At 47.6% G+C, this 15,845-nt stretch carries 15 protein-coding genes; all 15 read left to right on the plus strand.

The genetic code is table 11. From position 1 onward, the window contains the following. On the plus strand, positions 1–858 hold an 858-nt coding region (locus tag ACF8CV_RS11000; protein WP_273977096.1), incomplete at its 5' end, for a flagellin. Between the two features lie 287 nt (positions 859–1,145). Continuing rightward, a complete protein-coding gene (locus tag ACF8CV_RS11005) occupies positions 1,146–2,276 on the plus strand; it encodes a flagellin (RefSeq protein WP_005457770.1) in 1,131 nt (376 codons plus the stop codon). An 80-nt stretch (positions 2,277–2,356) separates the two neighbouring features. Then, positions 2,357–2,791, plus strand: coding sequence for a flagellar protein FlaG (gene flaG / locus ACF8CV_RS11010; RefSeq protein WP_005457768.1), 435 nt, complete (start codon positions 2,357–2,359; stop codon positions 2,789–2,791). A gap of 20 nt (positions 2,792–2,811) precedes the next feature. Beyond that, on the plus strand, positions 2,812–4,812 hold the full coding sequence (gene fliD / locus ACF8CV_RS11015; RefSeq protein ID WP_138938582.1) for a flagellar filament capping protein FliD: 2,001 nt from the start codon (positions 2,812–2,814) through the stop codon (positions 4,810–4,812). A 3-nt stretch (positions 4,813–4,815) separates the two neighbouring features. Then, complete coding sequence (locus ACF8CV_RS11020) at positions 4,816–5,121, plus strand: flagellar protein FliT (RefSeq protein ID WP_138938581.1); 306 nt, start codon at positions 4,816–4,818, stop codon at positions 5,119–5,121. A gap of 12 nt (positions 5,122–5,133) precedes the next feature. Beyond that, entirely contained in the window at positions 5,134–5,544 is a 411-nt protein-coding gene (fliS, locus tag ACF8CV_RS11025) for a flagellar export chaperone FliS (RefSeq protein ID WP_005433081.1), read from the plus strand. Positions 5,545–5,832: 288 nt separating this feature from the next. Beyond that, entirely contained in the window at positions 5,833–7,299 is a 1,467-nt protein-coding gene (locus ACF8CV_RS11030) for a sigma-54 dependent transcriptional regulator (RefSeq protein ID WP_138938580.1), read from the plus strand. A 176-nt stretch (positions 7,300–7,475) separates the two neighbouring features. Further along, a complete protein-coding gene (locus ACF8CV_RS11035) occupies positions 7,476–8,507 on the plus strand; it encodes a PAS domain-containing sensor histidine kinase (RefSeq protein ID WP_005457625.1) in 1,032 nt (343 codons plus the stop codon). Positions 8,508–8,543: 36 nt separating this feature from the next. Next, a complete protein-coding gene (locus ACF8CV_RS11040) occupies positions 8,544–9,953 on the plus strand; it encodes a sigma-54 dependent transcriptional regulator (RefSeq protein WP_005457658.1) in 1,410 nt (469 codons plus the stop codon). 126 nt (positions 9,954–10,079) lie between these two features. Beyond that, positions 10,080–10,391 (plus strand): flagellar hook-basal body complex protein FliE, encoded by a 312-nt coding sequence (gene fliE / locus ACF8CV_RS11045; protein ID WP_005457685.1) that lies wholly within the window; start codon positions 10,080–10,082, stop codon positions 10,389–10,391. A gap of 14 nt (positions 10,392–10,405) precedes the next feature. Further along, a complete protein-coding gene (gene fliF / locus ACF8CV_RS11050) occupies positions 10,406–12,148 on the plus strand; it encodes a flagellar basal-body MS-ring/collar protein FliF (RefSeq protein WP_005457713.1) in 1,743 nt (580 codons plus the stop codon). Continuing rightward, positions 12,141–13,196 (plus strand): flagellar motor switch protein FliG, encoded by a 1,056-nt coding sequence (fliG, locus tag ACF8CV_RS11055; protein ID WP_005457745.1) that lies wholly within the window; start codon positions 12,141–12,143, stop codon positions 13,194–13,196. The genes fliF and fliG overlap by 8 nt, the downstream gene beginning before the upstream one ends. A 70-nt stretch (positions 13,197–13,266) precedes the next feature. Further along, positions 13,267–14,067 carry a flagellar assembly protein FliH gene (gene fliH / locus ACF8CV_RS11060; RefSeq protein ID WP_005457705.1) on the plus strand — a complete coding sequence of 267 codons (801 nt, stop codon included), beginning with the start codon at positions 13,267–13,269 and terminating at the stop codon, positions 14,065–14,067. Positions 14,068–14,070: 3 nt separating this feature from the next. Beyond that, positions 14,071–15,390, plus strand: coding sequence for a flagellar protein export ATPase FliI (gene fliI / locus ACF8CV_RS11065; protein WP_005457757.1), 1,320 nt, complete (start codon positions 14,071–14,073; stop codon positions 15,388–15,390). A gap of 6 nt (positions 15,391–15,396) precedes the next feature. Next, positions 15,397–15,840: a flagellar export protein FliJ gene (gene fliJ / locus ACF8CV_RS11070; RefSeq protein WP_005457733.1), complete on the plus strand. Its 444-nt coding sequence runs from the start codon at positions 15,397–15,399 to the stop codon at positions 15,838–15,840. The last annotated feature ends 5 nt before the right edge of the window (positions 15,841–15,845 follow it).

Here is a 15,845-nt window from a genome sequence, read left to right on the forward strand (position 1 = left end):
GACCTGTCTCTACAATCAGCAAACGGCTCAAACTCGAAAGCAGAGCGCGTTGCGATTCAAGAAGAAGTGACAGCACTAAACGACGAACTAAACCGTATCGCAGAAACCACATCTTTTGGTGGTAACAAGCTACTAAACGGCACACATGGCGCGAAATCGTTCCAAATCGGTGCTGATAACGGTGAAGCAGTAATGCTTGAGCTTAAAGACATGCGCTCAGACAACAAAATGATGGGCGGTGTGAGCTACCAAGCTGAAAGCGGTAAAGGCAAAGACTGGAACGTTGCACAAGGCAAAAACGACCTAAAAATCAGCCTAACTGACAGCTTTGGTCAAGAGCAAGAAATCAACATCAACGCGAAAGCGGGCGATGACATCGAAGAGCTAGCAACGTACATCAACGGTCAAACAGACCTAGTGAAAGCGTCAGTAGACCAAGATGGCAAACTGCAAATCTTTGCTGGTAACAACAAAGTAGAAGGCGAAGTGTCATTCTCTGGCGGTTTGTCTGGTGAACTAGGCCTAGGCGACGATAAGAAAAACGTTACGGTTGATACTATCGACGTAACTTCAGTTGGCGGCGCACAAGAATCAGTAGCAATCATTGATGCGGCACTGAAATACGTAGACAGCCACCGTGCAGAGCTGGGTGCATTCCAGAACCGTTTCAACCATGCAATCAGCAACTTGGACAACATTAACGAGAACGTGAACGCGTCGAAGAGCCGTATCAAAGATACCGACTTCGCGAAAGAAACGACGGCAATGACCAAGTCACAAATTCTATCGCAAGCGTCAAGCTCAATCCTTGCGCAAGCGAAACAAGCGCCAAACTCAGCGCTAAGTCTTCTAGGTTAATTTTAAACCTAAGACGAGAACCTCATTGGCTCGTGGTGAGAGATGAGCGAGTAAACCCAGCTTCGGCTGGGTTTTTTTCTGCCTTTAAAAGAGCGAAGGTATTCATCAAAGGCAATATTAGAGCTCCATCACACTTCAGTAAGCCAAAGAAAATAATCGCAAAAAATTGAAAATTTCTCCTAAAGGATATGCATACGTCGCCGTTAAAGGGACTGAGAGAAATGAGATGTACCTAAGTGAGGTGAGAGACACGACGGTACATTCACTAAGCCTTAAGGAGATCAATTATGGCGATTAACGTTAATACTAACGTTTCTGCGATGACCGCACAGCGTTACCTAAACCACGCGGCTGAAGGTCAACAAAAATCAATGGAGCGTTTGTCTTCGGGTTATAAAATCAATAGCGCGAAAGATGATGCTGCAGGTCTACAGATTTCAAACCGTTTGAACGCTCAAAGCCGTGGCCTAGACATGGCTGTGAAAAACGCGAACGACGGTATCTCCATTGCACAGGTTGCTGAAGGTGCAATGAATGAATCTACCAACATCCTACAACGTATGCGTGACCTATCGCTTCAATCTGCGAACGGTTCTAACTCAAAAGCAGAACGTGTAGCGATCCAAGAAGAAGTAACAGCGCTAAACGACGAACTAAACCGTATCGCTGAAACAACCTCTTTCGGTGGTAACAAACTGCTTAACGGTACGTACGGTACTCAATCTTTCCAAATCGGTGCGGACTCTGGCGAAGCTGTAATGCTTTCTATGGGCAGCCTACGTTCTGATACTTCAGCAATGGGTGGTAAGAGCTACTCAGCAGAAGAAGGTAAAGATGCATCTTGGACAGTTGGTGATAAAACTGAGCTTAAAATGAGCTACACCAACAAACAAGGTGAAGAGAAAGAACTTACCATCAAGGCTAAGCAAGGCGACGACATCGAGCAGCTAGCAACTTACATCAACGGTCAAAGCGAAGATGTAAAAGCGTCTGTTGGTGAAGACGGCAAGCTACAAGTATTTGCTTCTACTCAGAAAGTAAATGGTGAAGTTGAGTTCTCTGGCAACCTAGCTGGCGAGATCGGTTTTGGTGATGCGAAAGACGTAACGGTTAAAGACATCGACGTAACAACGGTTGCAGGCTCTCAAGAAGCTGTAGCAGTTATCGACGGTGCACTTAAATCAGTAGACAGCCAACGTGCGTCACTAGGTGCTTTCCAGAACCGTTTCAACCACGCAATCAGCAACCTAGACAACATTAACGAAAACGTTAATGCATCTAACAGCCGTATTAAAGATACTGATTACGCGAAAGAAACAACAGCGATGACTAAGTCGCAAATTCTTCAGCAAGCAAGTACTTCAATCCTGGCTCAAGCGAAGCAGTCACCATCTGCAGCGCTAAGCTTGTTGGGCTAACAAGGTCGACCCAGCCTAGTGCTTAGGTCACCAAAACGATAGATCCTATCGTTAGCTCATAAGGTGGAAGGGAGATTGTAATGGAAATATCCTCCTACGCATCGAACATCCAGCCTTACGGCACACCGAATGGCACAAATGTTGCAAATAAAAATGGCAACGGCATAGGTACGCCTAGCACAGCAAGTTCAACCGGTGACGTCTCGCCGCAAAAAGCGAAAGGCACCGAGCACGACTTCTCTGTTCAAGCGGCAATCGAGATGGCGGAAAGCCGTCAGGAGCTAAACAGAGAAGAACGTGAAAAAATGGTCGAACAAATGAATGAGTTTGTCTCGTCCATCAACAAAGGAGTGGCGTTTCGTGTGGATGAAGAATCCGGCAGAGACGTTGTGACGATTTACGAAACCAATACTGGTGATGTGATTCGTCAATTTCCTGATGAAGAACTGCTAGTGGTATTGCGTCGCCTAGCTGAGCACACAGCTAACAGCGGTTTGTTAGTTGAAAAAGTGTAAGTCGTTTTTGAGGTGATTTAATGAGTTTAGGCCCTGTGGGGATGTCTGGCGGCATGGATATTAATTCCATGGTCAGCAAAATTGTGGATGCGGAACGTGTGCCTAAGCAGCAACGCATCGACAACGATCGCACGACAATCAATGCCAGTATCAGTGCCTATGGGCGACTCAGAGAATCGTTGGATACGATGAAAAATCTCATGGCGAACTTTCGTCAGGAGAAAGCGTTTGCCGTCCGCACGGTTGAAACCACGGACGACAATATCGTATCGGCCACCGCAACCACTGACGCTATAGCCGGTAAGTATGCTATCGATGTGTTGCAGCTTGCACAGAGCCACAAAGTCGCTTCTGACGTATTGCCAGAAGACGCAAAATTTGGTCCTGGTAAGCTGCAGATTTCGCTTGGTGATGACCGTTTTAATATCGAGGTTCGTTCTCGATCTAAGCTCATCGATGTCGTACGCGGCATCAATGGCGCTAAAGACAACCCTGGTGTTCGTGCTTCCGTCATTAATGATGTCGAAGGACCGCGTCTCATCCTTGCCTCAAACCTTTCTGGTAAGGATCATCAAATCAAAGTCAGCGTGGAAGCCGAAAGAGGCAACCCTCTGAAATATTTCGAATACCAAACACTTGAAGACCGAGTTAACGCGCTTGAAGAAGCACGTGCTGCGGCAGAAGAAGTGTTAGGGCCACTACAAGTTCCGCAACAACCGGATCAACCAGAAATTCTGGATGAGAACGGCAACCCTCTACCTCCAGAAGCGCAAAAAGCGGCAGATAATGCACAAGATGATGCATCGCAAGAGCCGATCTCTGCTGCTGGTGCAGAGGCTGCTAAAGCCGGACAAGAAGCCATTGATAAGGCCAATCAACGCTCCAGCTTGCGACCTGAAGAGCGCATTCCAGGTTGGACAGAAACTGCGTCAGGCACCTTACTGGATTCATACGAAGAGCCAGAACTGGAACTGGACGAAAAGGCGATAGAGAAAGCGCCGGATGTTCCAGGTTGGAATAATGCCGCCTCAGGCACATTGACGGATTCTTACGTTACGACCAAAGAAGCTAAGCAGCTCCTAGAACAAGAAAAAGCAGAAATCGAGCAGAAAATTGCGGATGAAAAGCAAGAACTCGACGCAAAAGTCGAACGTGGTGAGCTTTCCGAAGAGCAAGCCAAGCAAATTCATCGTGCGAAACTCGATCCTCAAGAGCGTGAACGTCTAGAAAAAATCGACGAAGCAGAAGCCAAAATCGCAAAAGCGCAATCCTCGTTCGAAGACTACCTTGGTATGACAGAGGTACAAGCAGGGCAAGATTCTGAAGTGCTGCTTGATGGCGTGGCAAAACTTTCAAGCCATAACAACGTAATTGAAGACGCCATTGAAGGCGTAGATTTGACACTTAAAGGCAAGTCAGAACCAAACAAGCCGCCTGCAGAAATCGGAGTCGAGTACGACCGTCAAAGTGTACGCAGCGACATCGAAAACTTTGTTTCGGCGTACAACTCGTTTTATCAAACTTCGCAAGCACTCTCGAGTGTGGACCCAACTACCGGCCAAAAAGGGCCGCTAGCTGGTGACAGCACGGTGCGAAGTGCCGATTCACGATTGAAAGCCGTCTTTTCAAGCCGAATCGATCAAGCACCAGAAAATCTGAAATCATTGACAGAATTTGGTATTACCACGACGCGTCAAGGCACGCTTGAAATCAACTATGACATGCTTGACCGTCAGTTGAACAATAACTTCAACGAGTTAGAAAAATTCTTCGGTGGTAACACTGGTTTTGCGAAGCGTATCGAAGATGCGATTCACGGCATCACCGGTATTACGGGCAGCATTCGTACGCGAGAGAAAAGTCTCACAGAACAAAACTACCGTTTGAATGATGACCAAGCGGCATTAGATCGCCGCATGGAAGGGCTGGAAAAGCGTACCCATGCGAAATTTACCGCGATGCAAGACGCGACAGGTAAGATGCAGGGGCAACTTGGGGCTCTTATGAGTGCGTTAGGTTAATAAATGCAGAATGAACTCATAGAAATTAGTGATATAGATCAACTAATTACGCAAGAGCTGGAAAAAGTTGACTTTAATACTGAAGAAATTCTTCGCTTGGTCGATATCAGGGAACGGTTATTGCAAAACCTGTTACCAATTATTCAACAAAATCCCTTGGTAAAGCAGGAGGCAGAGTGGCAAGACTTGCTGACTCGTACCAAAAGAATTGTCGAGCTGATGCAATCAGAAACGTCAAAGGTCGGAAAAGAGCTTCACAAATTCCGTTATGGCCAACGTTCGCTTCAGCAGTACAAAAAATTTATTTAAAAGAGGATTACTATGCGCGGTTCTTTGCAAGCATACAAAAAAGTATCAGTCGACAGCCAGCTGAGCGCGGCTTCTCCGCACAAAGTCATTCAAATGCTTATGGCTGGTGCAATTGAGCGCCTTATTCAAGGCAAAGCAGCCATGCAAGCAGGCAATATCCCAGCAAAAGGCGAGCGCTTAGGTAAAGCACTCGACATTATTATTGCGCTACGCAGCTGTTTGTCGATGGAAGATGGTGGTGACATCGCTTCAAACTTAGATTCATTGTATGAGTTTATGATCACGCAGATTTCTGCGGCAAACCACCAGAATGATCCACAGCCGATCGACGACGTTATTGACATTATTCGTGAGATTAAATCCGCTTGGGATCAGATCCCAACAGAGTTCCACAACTTGACGGCAGCAGAAGTCGGCATTTAATAATCAAAACAATGCTTTAGGATCGACTTAAAACATTAAGACTGCATTAGCAACAAGTTGCGCATGAAAGTTACAATCGAGCTCACACCTCTATATTGCTTGGTTGCCTTATTTTCATATTCAAATAAAATAGAAGCCATTAGTAGCCCTAATGGCTTTTTTTGTTGCTGATTTTCCTATTTTGTCGATCGTAAATTGAGTGTGGTGTTTCCGCCTTCTTTAGCACCCAATTGCGCAAATCCAGGTTTGGCCGCAACGCACCTAAAATAAAGGCAATCATTCTTACTTATGCAAGGTTTGGCAAAGCTGCTTGTAATTGATGATGACGCATCAAGTCGTTTGAATTTAAGCAATATATTGGAATTTGTTGGAGAAAGTTGCGAAGCTGTCGGTTCTGAACAGCTAGGCGATGTTGATTGGTCTAGCGTATGGTCAGGCTGTATCGTTGGCAATATCTCAGCAGGTCGAGCGGCAACTGCCGTGATGGCTCGTCTCAACGATGCATACCATATCCCACTTCTTGTCTTGGGCAGCTTTCCTTTGCCTGTGGACGATCTCCCAAACTTTGTTGGCGAATTAGAGCAACCGCTAAATTACCCACAGCTTAGTGAAGCGTTACGTCACTGCAAAGATTTTCTTGGCCGTAAAGGGATCAATGTTGTTGCTAGTGCGCGTAAAAACACGCTGTTTCGTAGCTTAGTAGGGCAGAGTCGCGGTATTCAAGAAGTTCGTCATCTTATTGAGCAAGTATCGGGTACAGAAGCCAATGTCTTGATCCTTGGTGAATCGGGTACGGGTAAAGAAGTGGTAGCACGTAACATTCACTACCATTCGTCATACCGCAATGGTGCGTTTGTGCCAATTAACTGTGGTGCAATCCCACCGGAGCTACTCGAAAGCGAATTGTTTGGCCACGAAAAAGGCGCGTTTACTGGTGCGTTAACGGCGCGTAAAGGTCGATTTGAATTAGCAGACGGTGGCACGATCTTCCTTGATGAGATTGGTGACATGCCAATGTCGATGCAAGTGAAGTTATTGCGTGTACTTCAAGAACGTTGTTTTGAGCGAGTTGGCGGAAACTCGACAATCAAAGTCAACGTGCGTGTGGTTGCTGCGACACACCGTAATCTGGAAAGCATGATCGAAGAGGGCACGTTCCGTGAAGATTTGTTCTATCGTTTGAACGTTTTCCCAATCGAAATGCCAGCGCTAAAAGAGCGTAAGCAAGATATCCCATTGTTATTGCAGGAGCTGATGACACGTCTGGAAGCCGAAGGCGGCCAGCCAATCTGTTTCACGCCGCGTGCGATCAACTCTTTGATGGAACACCACTGGCCGGGTAACGTGCGCGAGTTAGCTAACCTTGTTGAGCGCATGATCATTTTGTACCCAAACAGTCTGGTTGATGTGAACCATCTTCCGACGAAATATCGCTACAGTGATATTCCAGAGTTCCAACCTGAAGGTAATCCGTTCACTTCGATTGAAGAGCAAGAACGCGATGTGTTCCAAGACATCTTCTCGGAAGATTTCAGCTTTGACGAGCAAAGCGATCTGGATCACAACATGAATGCGCCTCAAGCGTTGCCACCAGAAGGGGTGAACCTAAAAGAGCTATTAGCAGATTTGGAAGTCAACATGATCAGCCAAGCGTTAGAAGCGCAAGGTGGGGTCGTTGCAAGGGCTGCAGATATGCTGGGTATGCGCCGTACAACGTTGGTTGAGAAAATGCGCAAGTATAATTTGCAGCGTTAGATCGAGCTTCAGTTCAATCACAAAAGTTATCTTTTCTGACATTAAAATCAGACATTTCTCGGTGTCAACTTATTGTCGATAACATAACGTCATGATAAATATAAAAAATAGCTTGGTACGCTAATTGCTTACCAAGCTATTTTACTTTTTAGTGGCGATATTTCGACAGGCAGTGAATGGACAATAACACCAACCAATCCCATTTAGACTCAGTAGAAAACCAAGTTGAGCGCTATAAGCAGGTATTGGATGTGATGCCCGCAGGGGTTATTTTGCTCGACACGTATGGTGTTGTGCGAGAAGCCAACCCCGAGGCGCACCGAATTCTAGAAATCCCACTGGTTAACGAGAAATGGTTCAACATCATTCAAGCAGCTTTTGATCCGCGTGAAGATGATGGCCACGAAGTGTCACTGCGTAATGGTCGCAAAGTGCGTTTGGCGATTTCTGCCTCCGCGACAGGGCAGCTGATCCTCATCACCGACTTAACCGAAACCCGTTTACTGCAAGCTCGTGTGAGTGATCTACAACGTCTTTCTTCATTAGGGCGTATGGTTGCATCGTTAGCGCATCAAGTGAGAACGCCGCTGTCGAGCGCAATGTTGTACGCCTCTAATTTGGGCGCGCCTAATCTTCCGCCAGCGACGAGAGAGCGCTTCCAAAGTAAATTAATGGATCGACTGCACGATTTGGAGAAGCAGGTTAATGATATGCTGCTTTTTGCCAAAGGTGGTGATAATAAAGTCATTAAGCCATTTACGATTGCTCAATTGGTTGCTGAATACCAACCAATGGTCGAAACCGCTCTTAAAAACAACAACATTGATTACTTCCTCGAAGTAGAAGAAGAACAGACCGAACTGCTTGGCAACGCGAATGCTATCGCCTCTGCACTGAGTAACTTGGTGATGAACGCGATTCAAATGTCAGGCAAAGAGTCGCAAATCGACATCTTTTTCCGCCCGGTGAACGGTGAACTGCGCATTTCTGTGCAAGACAGCGGCCCGGGTGTACCACAAGAACTACAGGCCAAAATTATGGAGCCATTTTTTACCACGCGTTCTCAAGGAACCGGGTTAGGGCTGGCTGTCGTTCAAATGGTTTGCCGTGCCCATGACGGCCGATTGGAACTTATTTCAGAGCAGGGTGATGGAGCCTGCTTTACCATGTGCATTCCGCTGGAGCGAGTGCAATCAGAAGCGCAATAAGCGGCTTCTGGTAATAACAATTACTGGAGAATCAGAATGGCGCAAAGCAAAGTGCTGATCGTAGAAGACGACGAAGGTCTTCGTGAAGCCCTCGTGGATACTCTGGCTCTGGCAGGGTATGAATGGTTAGAAGCCGATAGTGCAGAAGACGCATTAGTAAAACTGAAATCAAATGCGGTTGATATCGTGGTATCTGACGTGCAAATGGCAGGTATGGGTGGCTTAGCGCTGCTGCGTAACATCAAACAAAATTGGCCGAACTTGCCAGTGCTGCTAATGACGGCTTACGCCAATATCGAAGATGCCGTTTCTGCAATGAAAGATGGCGCGATTGATTACATGGCGAAACCATTTGCGCCAGAAGTGCTGCTTAATATGGTAAGCCGCTATGCTCCTATCAAAAGTGATGACAACGGTGATGCTGTCGTTGCTGATGAAAAGAGTCTGCGCTTACTTGCTTTGGCTGATAAAGTAGCTCGCACTGATGCGAACGTGATGATCTTAGGCCCAAGCGGTTCGGGTAAAGAAGTGATGTCGCGTTACATTCACAAAGCATCAAACCGTAAAGACGGTCCATTCGTTGCGATTAACTGTGCGGCGATTCCTGACAACATGCTGGAAGCGACGCTATTCGGTTACGAAAAAGGTGCATTCACTGGTGCTGTTCAGGCGTGTCCGGGTAAGTTCGAACAAGCGCAAGGCGGCACAATCTTACTTGATGAAATCAGCGAGATGGACTTAAACCTGCAAGCGAAGTTATTGCGTGTTTTGCAAGAGCGCGAAGTAGAGCGTCTTGGTAGCCGTAAGAGCATCAAGCTAGATGTTCGTGTGCTAGCGACCAGTAACCGTGATCTCAAACAGTATGTGTCGGAAGGTAATTTCCGTGAAGACTTGTACTACCGCCTGAATGTGTTCCCAATCGCATGGCCAGCGCTGAATGAGCGTAAAGGGGACATTGCGCCACTTGCGAAGCATCTTGCCGAGCGTCACTGTAGCAAAATGGGTATGCCTGTTCCTCAGTTCTCGCCAGTTGCAGTGGAAAAACTATTGCAGTACCCATGGCCAGGTAATGTTCGAGAGCTGGATAACGTTGTACAACGCGCGCTGATTTTGAGTGAAAACGGCGATATCGGTGCAGAGCACATCTTGTTAGAAGGCGTGGATTGGCAAGATGCCAACAGCTTGCAATACGTTGTGCAAAGTGCAGAAACATTGGTCCCTGATGTCAAGCCTGTTGCTCAAGCTGAATCCGTCAACCGCGTTAACACTGGCGGCGAGGGATTGGGTGGCGAGCTGCGCGATCAAGAGTACGCGATCATTCTAGAAACCTTGGTGGAATGTAATGGCCGACGCAAAGAAATGGCAGAGAAATTGGGCATAAGCCCACGTACTCTGCGCTACAAACTTGCCAAAATGCGTGACGCGGGTATAGATATTCCGAGTTAGGTTTCACACGCGTAGCCATAAGACAAAAGTGTGAGTAAACTATACTGCTGGCGTCTTATGGCACATAAATTGCTGTGTCAATATTTAGTTTAAATAGATAGTCAAACTTTTGGCTCAGAGGTGATAATGAAAGTTGATGGTATTCAGGCCGAAATGCGCGCCATGATGGTTGAAGCGACCAACACCACTCCGACAGGAACGGGTGCGAAAGTGGGTGCAGATTTCAATGATCTCCTAACCAAAGCCATCAATAACGTAAACTCACTTCAAAAATCATCTGGCGATCTACAAACGCGTTTTGATCGTGGTGATGCCGATGTTTCCTTATCTGACGTCATGATTGCTCGTAACAAATCCAGTGTTGCTTTTGAAGCCACTGTTCAAATCCGCAATAAGCTCGTTGAGGCCTACAAAGACCTCATGAACATGCCAGTGTAATTTAGGTAATAAGTGTGGCAGACAAGTCTACAGATTTAACCGTCACTGATGGCGGCTCAGATGGCGCACTGGTTTCTAGCTCCGATATGGATGTGGAAAGCCAAAATCCAGATTTAGAAGAGCGCAGTGCATCAAAATTCGATATGGCCGTGGGCGACCTCGATTTGCTTCGACAGGTCGTGCTTGTGCTATCGATCTCTATCTGTGTTGCGTTAATCGTGATGTTGTTCTTCTGGGTAAAAGAACCAGAAATGCGCCCGCTTGGCGCTTACGACACTGAAGAACTGATCCCTGTTCTGGATTACCTTGACCAGCAAAAAATCAATTACAAACTCGATGGTAATACCGTTTCGGTGGAGTCGAGCGAGTACAACTCAATCAAATTAGGCATGGTGCGTTCGGGCGTCAATCAAGCGACCGAAGCGGGCGATGACATTCTGCTGCAAGACATGGGCTTTGGTGTTTCTCAGCGCCTAGAGCAGGAACGTCTTAAGCTCAGCCGTGAGCGTCAGCTAGCTCAAGCCATAGAAGAAATGAAGCAGGTTCGCAAAGCGCGAGTGTTATTGGCGTTGCCGAAACACAGTGTGTTTGTGCGTCATAACCAAGAAGCTTCCGCCTCAGTATTTTTGACGTTATCGACAGGCGCCAACCTTAAGCAGCAAGAAGTGGACTCGATTGTCGATATGGTCGCGAGCGCCGTTCCTGGCATGAAGACATCGCGCATTACCGTCACGGATCAGCATGGCCGTTTGTTGAGCTCTGGTTCGCAAGATCCGGCATCTGCCGCGCGTCGTAAAGAGCAAGAGTTAGAACGCAGCCAAGAACAAGCATTGCGTGAAAAAATCGACTCTGTTCTGTTGCCTATTCTTGGTTTTGGTAACTACACCGCGCAAGTGGATATCCAAATGGATTTCAGTGCGGTTGAGCAAACTCGTAAACGTTTCGACCCAAATACGCCATCGACCCGCAGCGAGTACGCGCTAGAAGATTACAACAACGGCAACATGGTAGCTGGCATTCCGGGTGCACTTAGTAATCAGCCTCCGGCGGATGCTTCTATTCCGCAAGACGTCGCGCAAATGAAAGACGGATCGGTAATGGGGCAAGGCTCTGTACGTAAAGAATCGACCCGCAACTTCGAGCTAGATACCACGATTAGCCATGAGCGTAAGCAAACGGGCACAGTGGCGCGTCAAACTGTTTCGGTTGCCATCAAAGACCGTCGCCAAGTTAATCCAGATACAGGTGAAGTGACTTACACACCAATGTCGGAAGGTGAAATCAACGCGATTCGTCAGGTGTTGATTGGCACCGTCGGCTTTGATCAATCTCGTGGTGATTTACTTAACGTATTGAGCGTCAAGTTTGCCGAGCCAGAAACCGAGCAGCTTGTTGACCAACCAATTTGGGAACACCCGAACTTCAACGATTGGGTTCGTTGGTTCGCCAGTGCTTTAGTTATCATCGTGGTTGTGCTCGTACTGGTTCGCCCTGCAATGAAGAAACTGCTTAACCCAGCTGGTGATGACGACGATGAAATGTACGGCCCAGACGGCTTGCCAATTGGTGCCGATGGCGAAACCAGCCTAATTGGTAGCGACATTGAAAGCAGTGAGCTGTTTGAATTTGGTTCAAGTATCGATCTGCCTAACCTTCATAAAGATGAAGACGTACTGAAAGCGGTTCGTGCACTTGTAGCGAACGAACCAGAGCTAGCGGCTCAAGTTGTGAAAAACTGGATGAACGAAAATGGCTAACGATATCGTACCTCAAGATGAAAACGGCGCAGGCATGCCAGTTGAGTTTGATGCCTCCACCATTACTGGTGAAGAGAAAGCGGCCATTTTGTTATTAAGTCTGAATGAGCAAGATGCGGCTGGCATCATCCGTCATTTAGAACCGAAACAAGTACAGCGCGTTGGTAGTGCAATGGCGCGTGCAAAAGATTTAAGCCAAGAGAAAGTATCGGCGGTGCACCGTACGTTTTTGGAAGATATCCAGAAATACACCAACATTGGTATGGGCAGCGAAGACTTTATGCGTAATGCCTTGGTAGCCGCGCTGGGTGAAGACAAAGCGAACAACTTGGTTGATCAAATTCTGCTGGGTACCGGTTCGAAAGGTCTGGATTCATTGAAATGGATGGACCCACGCCAAGTGGCAAGCATTATTGTTAACGAACACCCGCAAATTCAAACCATCGTATTGTCGTACTTGGAAGCGGATCAATCGGCGGAAATTCTTTCTCAGTTCCCAGAGCGTGTGCGCTTGGATCTGATGATGCGTATTGCCAACCTTGAAGAGGTTCAGCCATCAGCATTGGCAGAGCTAAACGAGATCATGGAGAAGCAGTTCGCGGGTCAAGCGGGTGCACAAGCAGCCAAAATTGGCGGCCTGAAGGCAGCAGCCGAGATCATGAACTACCTAGACAACAACGTTGAAGGTATCTTGATGGAACAAATCCGCGACCAAGACGAAGACATGGCGACGCAAATCCAAGACCTTATGTTCGTCTTCGAGAACTTGGTCGAAGTGGACGACCAAGGTATTCAGAAATTGCTGCGTGATGTACCGCAAGACGTTCTACAAAAAGCACTCAAAGGTGCCGATGATTCTCTACGTGAGAAAGTCTTCAAGAACATGTCTAAGCGTGCCGCTGAGATGATGCGTGACGACATCGAAGCGATGCCACCAGTGCGTGTGGCAGACGTAGAAGCGGCGCAGAAAGAAATCCTGGCGATTGCTCGTCGTATGGCCGACGCTGGCGAAATCATGCTTTCTGGCGGCGCAGACGAGTTCTTATAATCTCTATAGCCCTGCGACCTTCTTGTTGCGGGGCACCTTCACTTCAAATCTAATACACAGTAGGTAACCCATGGCTGGCGATAGAAAACGTGGATTTATCCGTCCTGATGAAGATGATGCGCTGATTGAACCGCAACGTTGGGGTTTGCCCGACTATGGCGATTCAAAGGAAAAAAAAGCCAAACAGACTGCGTTTAACTACGATCCTAGCTGGGTGCCAAACTTTGACGAGCCAGAAGAAGAGCAAGCTCTTGAACTGACAGAAGAACAGATCGAACTGATCAAGCAAGGCGCTTATCAAGAAGGTTTGTACCAAGGTCAAGAAGCTGGCTTTAAGCAAGGGTACGACAAAGGCAAAGAAGAAGGCTTGCAAGCAGGCCATGCTGAGGGCTTAGAGCTGGGTAAAGCAGAAGGCGTTTCTGCTGGCCAAGAGTTTATTCAACAGCAGGTTGAAGTGTTTATGAATCTCGCCAACCAGTTTGCTCAACCTTTGGAGCTGATGAATGCTCAGGTAGAGAAGCAACTGGTGGACATGGTGCTGTGCTTAGTCAAAGAAGTGGTGCATGTCGAGGTTCAAACCAATCCACAAATTATTCTCGATACGGTTAAGCAGTCGGTAGAAGCGCTGCCGATTTCTGGCCATCCAATCACATTGCATCTCAACCCTGAAGATGTTGCCATCATTCGCTCTGCGTATGGTGAAGAAGATTTAGATTGCCGTAACTGGACACTGGTTTCTGAGCCATCACTTAATCGTGGCGATGTGCAAATCGAAGCAGGCGAATCGAGCATTAACTACCGCATGGAAGAGCGCATCAAGAGTGTGCTGCACAGCTTTTGTGGCGCGAACCGTCACCAAGAGGGCGAGTAATCCATGCAAGCTTTGGCCGATCGCCTCAAAAACTACAAAGTTGAAGGCTTAACCACGCGCCCGGTCGCTTCTGGCAAATTGGTGCGCGTTGTTGGTTTGACCCTAGAAGCAACGGGCTGTCGTGCGCCGATCGGCAGTCTATGTTTGGTTGAAACCATGTCTGGTCACATGGAAGCCGAAGTGGTTGGTTTTTCTGGCGACAACTTGTATTTGATGCCGAGTGAGCAAATCACCGGTATTTTGCCCGGTGCAAAAGTGACGCCATTAACCAGCGAAGCAGGTTTGCCTGTTGGTATGGAATTGCTTGGCCGCGTTATTGATGGCGTGGGCAATCCACTGGATGGACTTGGCCCGATTTACACTGAGCACCGTGCGTCATTTAATGCGGAACCCATCAACCCACTGGCACGAAAACCGATCTCTGAGCCACTCGATGTTGGCTTAAAAGCGATCAACGGTTTGTTGACGGTAGGCAAAGGCCAGCGTATTGGCTTGTTTGCGGGTTCTGGTGTGGGTAAATCGGTCACGCTAGGCATGATGACACGAGGCACTACGGCGCAAGTGGTGGTGGTAGGTCTGATCGGTGAACGTGGACGCGAAGTTAAAGAGTTTATTGAAGAGATTTTGGGCGAAGACGGACGTCGTCGCTCAGTTGTGGTGGCTGCACCAGCTGATGCATCTCCGTTGATGCGTTTGAAGGGGTGTCAAACGGCACTTACGATTGCCGAGTACTTCCGCGATCAAGGTTTGGATGTGCTGTTGCTGATGGATTCACTGACCCGTTTTGCTCAAGCGCAGCGTGAAATTGCCTTGTCGGTTGGTGAACCGCCAGCCACCAAAGGTTATCCGCCTTCGGTATTTGCCAAGTTGCCTGCGCTGGTGGAACGTGCGGGTAATGGCAGCCCAGAGCAAGGCTCGATCACCGCTTTCTTTACCGTTTTAACCGAAGGTGACGATCTGCAAGATCCGATCGCCGATGCGTCTCGTGCCATTCTCGATGGTCACATTGTTTTGTCGCGTGAAATGGCAGACGCGGGCCATTACCCTGCGATTGATGTCGAGAAATCGGTCAGTCGTGTGATGCCTCAGATCACCACCGAAGAACATGTGTTGATGTCAAAAGCGGTACGTCAGGTCTTGTCTATTTGTCGCAAAAATCAAGATTTGGTGTCGATTGGTGCTTACAAGCCGGGCACCGATCCGGCTATCGATGGCGCATTTACATTAAAGCCAAAGCTAGACGAATACTTGCAGCAGCGTATGAAAGAATCGGTGCCATACGACATGTGCGTCAATATGCTCAGAAATATTTTGGGTGGGTAATAGCGTATGAATAATGCGATGGAATTCCTACTTGAGCAGACCAAAGAGCGCGAAGACCAAGCCGTACTTGCGCTGAACAAAGCGCGCTCTGAGCTTGAAGATTATTACCGTCAGGTTGAGCAAATCGAGAAATATCGTCTCGATTACTGCCAGCAGTTGGTGGATCGTGGTCAAGCGGGTTTAACCGCCAGCCAATACGGGCATCTCAACCGATTCTTATGTCAGCTTGACGAGACACTGTCAAAGCAAAAGCAAGCAGAGCATCACTTCAAAGAACAAGTCGAAAACTGCAAAGACTACTGGCTCAAGATGCGCCAAGAACGCATGTCTTACGAGTGGATGATCGAAAAGAAAGCGAAAGAAAAGCAAATCGCGGAAGCCAAACGTGAGCAAAAGCAGATGGATGAGTTTTCCACGCTGTTGTTTAGCCGTAAGGCCAAGCCGTTCTAATTTTT

It is taken from the genome of Vibrio sp. zbq_1 (assembly GCF_043102935.1).
In the GTDB taxonomy this organism is placed as follows: domain Bacteria; phylum Pseudomonadota; class Gammaproteobacteria; order Enterobacterales; family Vibrionaceae; genus Vibrio; species Vibrio parahaemolyticus.